General features: G+C 71.6%; 7 protein-coding genes. 2 read left to right on the top strand and 5 right to left on the bottom strand.

Features of this window, described 5'->3' with window-relative positions:
* Nucleotides 1–748 precede the first annotated feature (748 nt).
* The 3 genes from NBZ85_RS24525 to NBZ85_RS24515 all read right to left on the bottom strand — a co-directional run bounded on the left by NBZ85_RS24525 (nucleotide 749) and on the right by NBZ85_RS24515 (nucleotide 3,340).
* On the bottom strand, nucleotides 749–1,585 hold the full coding sequence (locus NBZ85_RS24525; RefSeq protein WP_261558826.1) for an undecaprenyl-diphosphate phosphatase: 837 nt from the start codon (nucleotides 1,583–1,585) through the stop codon (nucleotides 749–751).
* A gap of 137 nt (nucleotides 1,586–1,722) precedes the next feature.
* Complete coding sequence (locus tag NBZ85_RS24520) at nucleotides 1,723–2,400, bottom strand: DedA family protein (RefSeq protein WP_261558827.1); 678 nt, start codon at nucleotides 2,398–2,400, stop codon at nucleotides 1,723–1,725.
* A gap of 112 nt (nucleotides 2,401–2,512) precedes the next feature.
* A complete protein-coding gene (locus NBZ85_RS24515; RefSeq protein ID WP_261558828.1) occupies nucleotides 2,513–3,340 on the bottom strand; it encodes a COG4705 family protein in 828 nt (275 codons plus the stop codon).
* A gap of 160 nt (nucleotides 3,341–3,500) precedes the next feature.
* On the opposite strand from NBZ85_RS24515, the gene NBZ85_RS24510 reads away from it, so the two are divergent.
* On the top strand, nucleotides 3,501–5,150 hold the full coding sequence (locus NBZ85_RS24510; protein WP_261558829.1) for a zinc metalloprotease HtpX: 1,650 nt from the start codon (nucleotides 3,501–3,503) through the stop codon (nucleotides 5,148–5,150).
* Between the two features lie 31 nt (nucleotides 5,151–5,181).
* Here the strand turns inward: NBZ85_RS24510 and NBZ85_RS24505 are convergent, their stop codons facing one another.
* The gene (locus NBZ85_RS24505) at nucleotides 5,182–5,997 is read right to left on the bottom strand and encodes a DUF899 family protein (protein ID WP_261558831.1); all 816 of its coding nucleotides are present in this window, start codon (nucleotides 5,995–5,997) and stop codon (nucleotides 5,182–5,184) included.
* Between the two features lie 282 nt (nucleotides 5,998–6,279).
* Between NBZ85_RS24505 and NBZ85_RS24500 the strand changes: the two genes are divergently transcribed.
* Entirely contained in the window at nucleotides 6,280–6,636 is a 357-nt protein-coding gene (locus tag NBZ85_RS24500; RefSeq protein ID WP_308205211.1) for a YbhB/YbcL family Raf kinase inhibitor-like protein, read from the top strand.
* Nucleotides 6,637–6,730: 94 nt separating this feature from the next.
* Here NBZ85_RS24500 and NBZ85_RS24495 read toward each other — a convergent pair whose 3' ends face one another.
* The gene (locus tag NBZ85_RS24495; protein ID WP_261562675.1) at nucleotides 6,731–7,162 is read right to left on the bottom strand and encodes a nitroreductase/quinone reductase family protein; all 432 of its coding nucleotides are present in this window, start codon (nucleotides 7,160–7,162) and stop codon (nucleotides 6,731–6,733) included.
* Nucleotides 7,163–7,476: the final 314 nt, after the last annotated feature.

Here is a 7,476-nt window from a genome sequence, read left to right as displayed (position 1 = left end):
GGTGTTCCGCGGTGCCGGACCACGGCCACGGCCGATTGCGGTGCGTTCCACACGGTTTTCGGCTCGCGAACCGGGCGTGTCGTACCGCGATGCGCCCGGACTCGACTTCGACGATCATGATGTTCCGTGGAACACACGCCACGCCGCCGACCCACCATCCCAGCGATCATGGTGTTCCGCGGAGCACGCGCCACGGTCCTCACGTCTGCGCGGTGGTTCTCCCGGGACCCGGGTCGAGGCCCGGCCGTCTGGTTACCTGTGGTGACGGGTGAGGGGAGTGGGAGCGGGGGTGTGCAGGGGAGCCGGCGTCCCGTGGTCCTTGGGTATGGACAAACCAGGCGCCGAACCCGCCAGAAGGACCACATCGGCGCTCACCCACGCATCCACCCCGAACATCCGCCAACCGCCACCACAAGCCGCCACCACACGCCGCCACCACGACCACTCGGATGCCGCGGAACTGGAACCGGGCGGAATCCACTCCAGTTTGACCCGGTGAACTAAAGATCAGTAGCCGAGCGCGCCGGTCTGTTGCAGCAGCGTCAGCGCGTCGGCGAGGGATCAGTGCTCGAACATCAGCCCGTCCCGGTAACGGGTGACGTCCATGACCGCGAATTCAACCGGCTTACCGGACGGGGGCACGCTGGAACATTTTCCGTATGCCGGCCGCGGAAAACCTTGTGGGTGGAGACGGGGTCTCCTTCGTCGTCCTACCCGGCATACCGGCCGGAAATCATTCCAGCCGGGGTCAGGCGTTGATCGCCCCGCTGACGAGCAGCCCGGCGAGGACGCCGGCGAGGCCGATGCGATAGAGGATGAAGGCGTTGAAGTTGTGCCGGGCGACGTACTTGAGCAGCCACGCGATGGAGGCGTACGCGACGGCGAAGGAGACCACGGTGCCCACCACGAGGGGCAGGGCGGAGACACCGCCGCCGACGGCGTCCTTCAGCTCGTACAGTCCGGCACCGGTCAGTGCCGGGATGGACAGGAAGAACGACAGCCGGGTGGCACCGACCCGGTCGAGGTCGCGCAGCAGTCCCGTGGAGATCGTCGCGCCGGAGCGGGAGAAGCCGGGGAAGAGCAGGGCGAGGATCTGCGACGTCCCGACGATCATGGCGTCGGGCAGGGAGATGTCGTCCTCGCCGCGTTTGTGCCGGCCGTGCTGGTCGGCGTACCACATCAGCGCACTGCCGGCGAGCAGGGACGCGGCGACGACCCACAGCGAGCCGAGCGGCCCGTCGATGAGCGGTTTGGCGGCCAGTCCGACAAGAACGACGGGGATCGTCGCGTAGATGACCCACCAGGTGAAGGTGTAGTCGTGGTTCTGGCGCGCCGCCGGGTTGACCAGGCCGCGGCCCCAGGCGGTGACGAAGCGGCGGATGTCGGCGAAGAAGTAGACGAGGACCGCCGCGATTGCGCCGACCTGGATGACGGCGGTGAAGCCGACGACGGCCTTGTCGTCCACCTCGATGTTCATCAGCCCCTCGGTGATCTTGAGGTGGCCGGTGGAGGAGATCGGGAGGAACTCGGTCAGTCCCTCGACGATGCCGAGGACGACGGCCTGCCCGACGCTGATCGCGCTCACGTGATGGATGTCCTTGGTGGTCCGGGTGCGGCGGCACGCCCGCACGGTGGGAGGCCGGGTGGGACGGCGAGCGTTCCCGACCCGGCTGCGTCGCTCGCTGCCGCGTGGGGGCCGAGCCTGACCGGCAGCATGTTAGATCACCGCTCCGGCGAGGACGAGGTGGCCTCCCCCGGCGCCCGCCCGGTGCGCGCCCGGCGGTGGGCGAGGTATTCGCGCAGCACCGGTATGGCCGAGAGCAGCACGATCGCCAGGGAGACCGGGATCATGTAGTGCTCGATGGGGATGGTCCGCCCCAGCGCGTAGCCGAGCAGTATCACCCCGGCGGCCCACAACAGACCACCGATCAGGTTGAAGGCCGTGAACACCCGCACCGGCATCCGCACGACGCCGGCCAGCGGGTTCAGGAACGTCCGGACGACCGGTACGAACCGGGCGAGCACGACGGCCTTCCCGAACCCGTACCTGTCGAGGACCCCGCGGGCCCGCTCGACGTATTCCTGCCGGAAGAGCCGGGAGTTCGGCCGGTCGAACAGCCGCGGCCCGGCCCGTCGGCCGATGAGATACCCGGTCTGCGCGCCCGCGACCGCCGCGGCGCAGGCACCGAGCAGCACGGTGGGCAGGTGCAGATGGGGCCCGGCCGCCGCCGCGTCGCCCGCGCAGAAGGCTCCGGCGAGGAACAGCAGCGAATCGCCCGGCAGGAAGAATCCGACGAACAGCCCCGTCTCCGCGAAGATGACGACCATCAGGCCGAGCAGGCCGACGGAGGACACGATCGACGACGGATCGAGAATATTCAGCGCGACATCGCTGGACACGACAGATCCCTCTTCTCCGGGCGGTGATCCACCGTCACCCACCTTGCCGGGACGACGATGTGAAGGCGGTGTGAGCGTCGCGTCCCGGCCGGCCGGTGCGGGCGGGGCCGTGCTACCGCAGCGTGCGGTCCTGCGGGGCGTCCCGTTGGGTGGGCTGCGTGATGACCGCGGGCGGGAGCTCGCCGCGTTGGATGTCCCGGCGAGTGATCGCGACGTAACCGACGAGCACCACGATCGCGACGGTGGCGGCGGCGCTGACGACCCCGTCGCCGAGGCCGACCCCGCTGCGGTCGTGCGGCTTGCCGAGCCAGTCGGCGAACGAGGCGCCGAGCGGGCGGGTGACGATGTAGGCCAGCCAGAACGCGGCGACCTCACCCAGCCCGAACCGCCACCGGGCGATCGCCGGCACGGCAATGATCGCCGCGAACATCAGACCAGACGGCAGGAAGCCCAGGTGCAGCGTGCTCGCCGTCACGTCCCCGAGGGCGGTTCCGAGGGCGAAGGTCGCGAGCACGGTGGCCCAGTAGTACGTCTCCCGGCGACGGGTGACGATGCTGTGGATCGACAGCGTGCCCTCGCTGCGGTGCCACCGGTGGAGCACGACGGCGAGGACAAGGGCGTAGAAGATCGCCGAGCCGAGGTGGCCGATCGGCGGCCCGTCCGCGGCCATCGTGCCGAAGACGGCGAGCATCACCACGGCGAACCAGTAGACGGGCGCCTGGTAACGCTGGGTTCGGAACTGCAGCCAGAGTGCGCCGGCAAAGCCGAACACGCCGATGGCCGCCGCGAGCACCAGGTTCACCCCGGCGAGAAAGTCCGCGGTGGCCTCCCCCATCCCGGTGGTGAGAACTTTGATGACCCAGAACAGGGCCGTGATCTCGGGGACCTTGGCGGCGACGGGCTCACGGCCACGGATCCGCCGGTGGGACTTCGACCGCATCGAGGGCTCTTTCCGGGAAGGGAACGGGTGCACGGCCCCCGCAGGACATCACGCTGCGCATGTGAGGAGCGTGTGTGAACGACGCCCTTTTCTTCCCGATACCCCTAGTATTGGGGGCAGTTTCGGCTGTCCGGTCGATCTCGGGGGGCGGGGAATTCTCGTGCAGGGGTATGTTCGGCGTCGGTTGCTGGCCGTGCTGTGCGTTCTGGGTGGCGTCCTGGTCCTTGCCTGCTGGTTGGTGACCGCGCTCTCGCCGGTGCCCTTCACCTGGGCGATGGCGGGCGGGGTGGCCATCGTCGCCGTCCAGTACCTGGTCGCGCCATGGGTCATCGCCTGGCTCGTGCCGGCGACGGAGCTTGCCCGCACCGCCGACGGGTACCGCAGCGACGAGCCGGTGGCCGCGATCGTCGCGCGGCAGTGCCAGGCCGCCGGCCTACCCCTGGTCCGCCTCGGCATCGTCGACGACGGCGAACCGAACGCGTTCACCTTCGGCCGCACCCGCCGCGACAGCCGGGTGTGGGTCTCCCGCGGGCTGCTGGACCGTCTCGACGAGCGCGAGGTCGAGGCGGTGGTGGCGCACGAGCTCGGCCATGTCGCGCACCGGGACGTGGCCGTGATGACCGCGGCCAGCCTGATCCCGATGGTCTTCTACTACGCGACGGCCGGCGGGCGCGGCGCCGACCGGTCGGGTGACAACGACGTCAACCGGCTGCTGGCCTTCGCCGCCTACCTCGTCTCGCAGCTGGCGCTGCTCGGCTTCGCCCGCGCGCGGGAACGCGGCGCCGACCACGCCTCCTGCCGCGTCACCGGAGACGGCGACGCGCTGTGCTCCGCGCTGGTCCGCATCGCCTACGGCGTCGACGAGGTGGGCCGCGAGCGGGCCGCGCGGATCGCCGCGTTGCGCGCCGACGACGAGAATCGCGAAGCCCGCCGCCTCGCCCGCCGGACCGGGCGGATGCGTTCGACCGGCGCGCTGGGGATCGCCGGACCGGGCGGACTGCCCGCCGCGGGCCTGCTCGGCCCGGGACTGCCGCCCGAGCGGGTGGCCGCGGCGATGCGCTGGGAGAACACCAGCCCGTGGGCCCGCTGGCAGGAACTGTTCGCCACCCATCCGCTCGTCGTGCACCGCATCGCCGCCCTCGAACGCAGCGGCCTGCCGGGCGCCCCGACGCACTGGGCGGAGCTGCGTGCCGCCGCGGCGCCGCGCCCGGGGGAGCGGCCCGCGGCGTGGGGCCGTTTCCTGGTGGAGCTCCCGATCTACCTCGGTGGCTGGGCGTGCCTGCTCGCGGCCGTCACGGCGGTCCGCCACGACCCGGACCTCGGCGGCCCGCGGACGGTCGCGGCGCTGGTCGCCACCGGCGGGCTGCTGCTGGTCGTCCGCGCGGCGCTGCGCAGCCCGCTGGGCGCGCCCGAGCCGGTGGACGAGGCCGCGAGCCTGCTCGAACGCCTCGACGCCGGACCGGTCGGCGCCCTGCCCGTCAGTCTGCGGGGCCGGATCGTCGGGCGGGGCGGCTACGTCGCCTCCCCGGACCTCGTCCTCGCCGACGACAGTGGCATCATCCCGATCGTCTACCTCCAGCCGTTCCCCGGCGCGCGGACCTTCTTCGGCCTGACCGGGGCCGACGCCTTCGTGGACGAGGAGGTGCTGGTCACGGGCTGGTTCCTGCGCGCGCCCGGGCCGTATGTCGAGCTGCGCTCGATCACCGCCGCGTCGGGGCACACCGCCCGCAGCTGGCAGTTCGTCGCCCGCTACGCACTGTCGCTGGCCGTGTTCGTCGCCGGCGCCGTCCTGCTCGCGACGCGTCTCTGACACCTGTGCCGACGCCGTCGAGGAAGGCGCGTCAGTGGTGGTGGCCGTGCCGGCCGAGGGCCTGCACGGGGGTCGCGCCGGGGCGGGTCCACTGCGGCACGGGGCGGCTGGTCGGGCCCCAGGTGGCGGTCCCGTCCGCGTCCGTGCGCCAGGAGCAGCTGATCGGCGCGCCCTGCCCACCGACCGGCGAGTCGGCCGCGGGGGCCGCGGGCCAGCCCTCGGGGTTGTCCTCCCAGGCTTCGCGGCGGCCGTAGGGCGTCCTGTCGAGCAGGGCGAGGGAGGCGTTGACCGGCTCGTTGCCGCGGCCGGTCGTGGAGTAGGTGAGGAACGCTCGGTCGCCGTCGCGCAGGAAGCAGGTGATCGAACCCATGCTGCCGCCGACGGGTGCCGCCACGTCGCGCACCGAGTACCAGGGCTGGGTGTAGCCCATGAACGCGACGTAGGGGGCCACCTCGTCCCACCGGCCCGTGGTCAGGATGGCGAACGAGACGCCGCGGGCGTTGAGGTAGACGGCGTCGGTCAGGTGCCAGGCCGTGGTGGTGCAGCCCTCGCACTGACCCTGGTGCGGCGCGCCGTCGTACCACATGTGCTTGTAGACCACGAGCTCGTCGCGACCGGAGAACAGGTCCAGGAACGCCACCCGGCCGTCGGGCCCGACGACCTGCACCGTCCCGTCGAACTCCACCATCGGCAGCCGGCGTCGCGCCGCGGCGAGGGCGTCGCCGGCGCGGGTGTGGGCCTTCTCGCGGACCAGAAGCCCGTCCCGGGCAGCCTGCCAGGTGGCCAGGTCGACCACGGGCGGGCGGCCGGGCGGCGCGGTGGTCGGATCATCCGGCGTGGTCGTCATGGCGTCCTCCGTGATCTCGTACCGGGCGGTGCCGTACGACGGTCCTACGACACCAGAACAGACCCGCGACCCGGCCGGAACTCCATCGCGGCGGGAGCGCCCCCGGCCGAGCCTGCACGGACCACGTCGGACTGACAAGTCCACAGGCGTGCTCCAGGACGCGTATCTGGTTGTGATCAGCGCAGTTGCCCGTATGTCCCCGCTGCGGCGAACGCGTCGTCACCGATCGCGGACTGAAGGTGTAGAAGGTGTAGAAGGTCGCGAGCGTGACCTGCCACAGGACTGCCCCCATCCTCTCCCCGGCGGCTCAGCGCCCGCTCCTCGGCCAGCTTCTGCGGCTTCAACGCCTGGCCCGGAGGGAACTCGCTGCCGGAAGGAGCCGGCGATGACGGCGGCTCGGGACTTCCCGCCCCGGCCATACAGCTGCCCAACGACGCCCGCGCCGCCCGGTTCATCGGAGGCGCCCCGCCTGCCGGACACGGCCCGGACCGCTACCTCATTACCGTTCACGCACTCGACGTCGAGGACATCGGCGTTCAGGCTGACAACACGCCGGCATTCCTCGGCTTCACCATCGCCCCGCACATCCTCGCCCGAGCCACCCTCACCGGAACGGCCGAAACCCCGGCAGGTCGGTAGGGGCCGGGGTCCGGTGGCAGCGGACCGGCGGCGAGCGCATCTGGCCGCGGCCGGGGACAGGCCCCGGCGCGCGGGTGGGGAAATGCCGGGATGATCAGCGGTTGGCGTTGGGCACGAGCTCGACGACGGGGATGAGGCGGGTCGCGGTCGCCTGATGCTCCGTGAACTGTGGGTAGCGGGCGGCCTGGCGGGCGTACATCTCGTCGCGTTTCGCTCCGTGGATCTCCTCGGCCGTGACCTGCAACGTCCGGCCCTCGACCTCGATGGTGGCCTGCGGGTCGGCGCGCAGGTCGTGCAGCCAGCGCGGGTGCTCGTCAACGCCTGGATTGACGGCGTAGACGAAGTACCGGTCGGCGTCGGCGTAGAAGTTCAGCGGGCTCACGTGCGGCGTCCCGTCGGCCTCCACACCGCTGGTCAGCAGCAGCAGCGTGTATCCCGCGTACTTGCCGGCGGGCCGGCCGCCGTTGGCCCGGAACTCGTCGACGAAGTCACTGATCTCCTGGTCGGAGAACATCTTCTTGCTCATCGGTTCGCCTTATCTCCTGGTGCCGCGAACCGCGCGGGAGGAATCGATCGCCGGGCCGGCAGCGTGGGTCACCGGGGCGCGGCGCGCACGTTGCCGTCGTCGACACGAAACGCGTAAGCCGATTTCCCTCGCCGCGCGGACAGACATCCTGGATACGTCCGGCCCGTGGACCGCCGCGGTGGGACGTCCTTCACGCCGCCGGCGTCAGGAGCGTGGCCAGGACCTTTCGGCGCGGCGGGCGGGCGCAGCCGCCCGCTGTGGCCGGTCCCACGCATCGCCGTGGGGCAATGGTGCCAGTCGCCGCACCGGGCGGG

Origin of the sequence: Frankia tisae (assembly GCF_025403405.1) — a bacterium.
Taxonomy (GTDB): domain Bacteria; phylum Actinomycetota; class Actinomycetes; order Frankiales; family Frankiaceae; genus Frankia; species Frankia tisai.
The sequence above is the reverse complement of the archived record's forward strand: the minus strand, read 5'-3'. Positions and strand labels throughout refer to the sequence as shown.

Excerpts from the sequence above, each read along its gene's own strand:
- NBZ85_RS24515 (WP_261558828.1), bottom strand. The coding sequence starts at position 3,340 with ATGCGGTCGAAGTCCCACCGGCGGATCCGTGGCCGTGAGCCCGTCGCC.
- NBZ85_RS24505 (WP_261558831.1), bottom strand. The coding sequence starts at position 5,997 with ATGACGACCACGCCGGATGATCCGACCACCGCGCCGCCCGGCCGCCCG.
- NBZ85_RS24495 (WP_261562675.1), bottom strand. The coding sequence starts at position 7,162 with ATGAGCAAGAAGATGTTCTCCGACCAGGAGATCAGTGACTTCGTCGAC.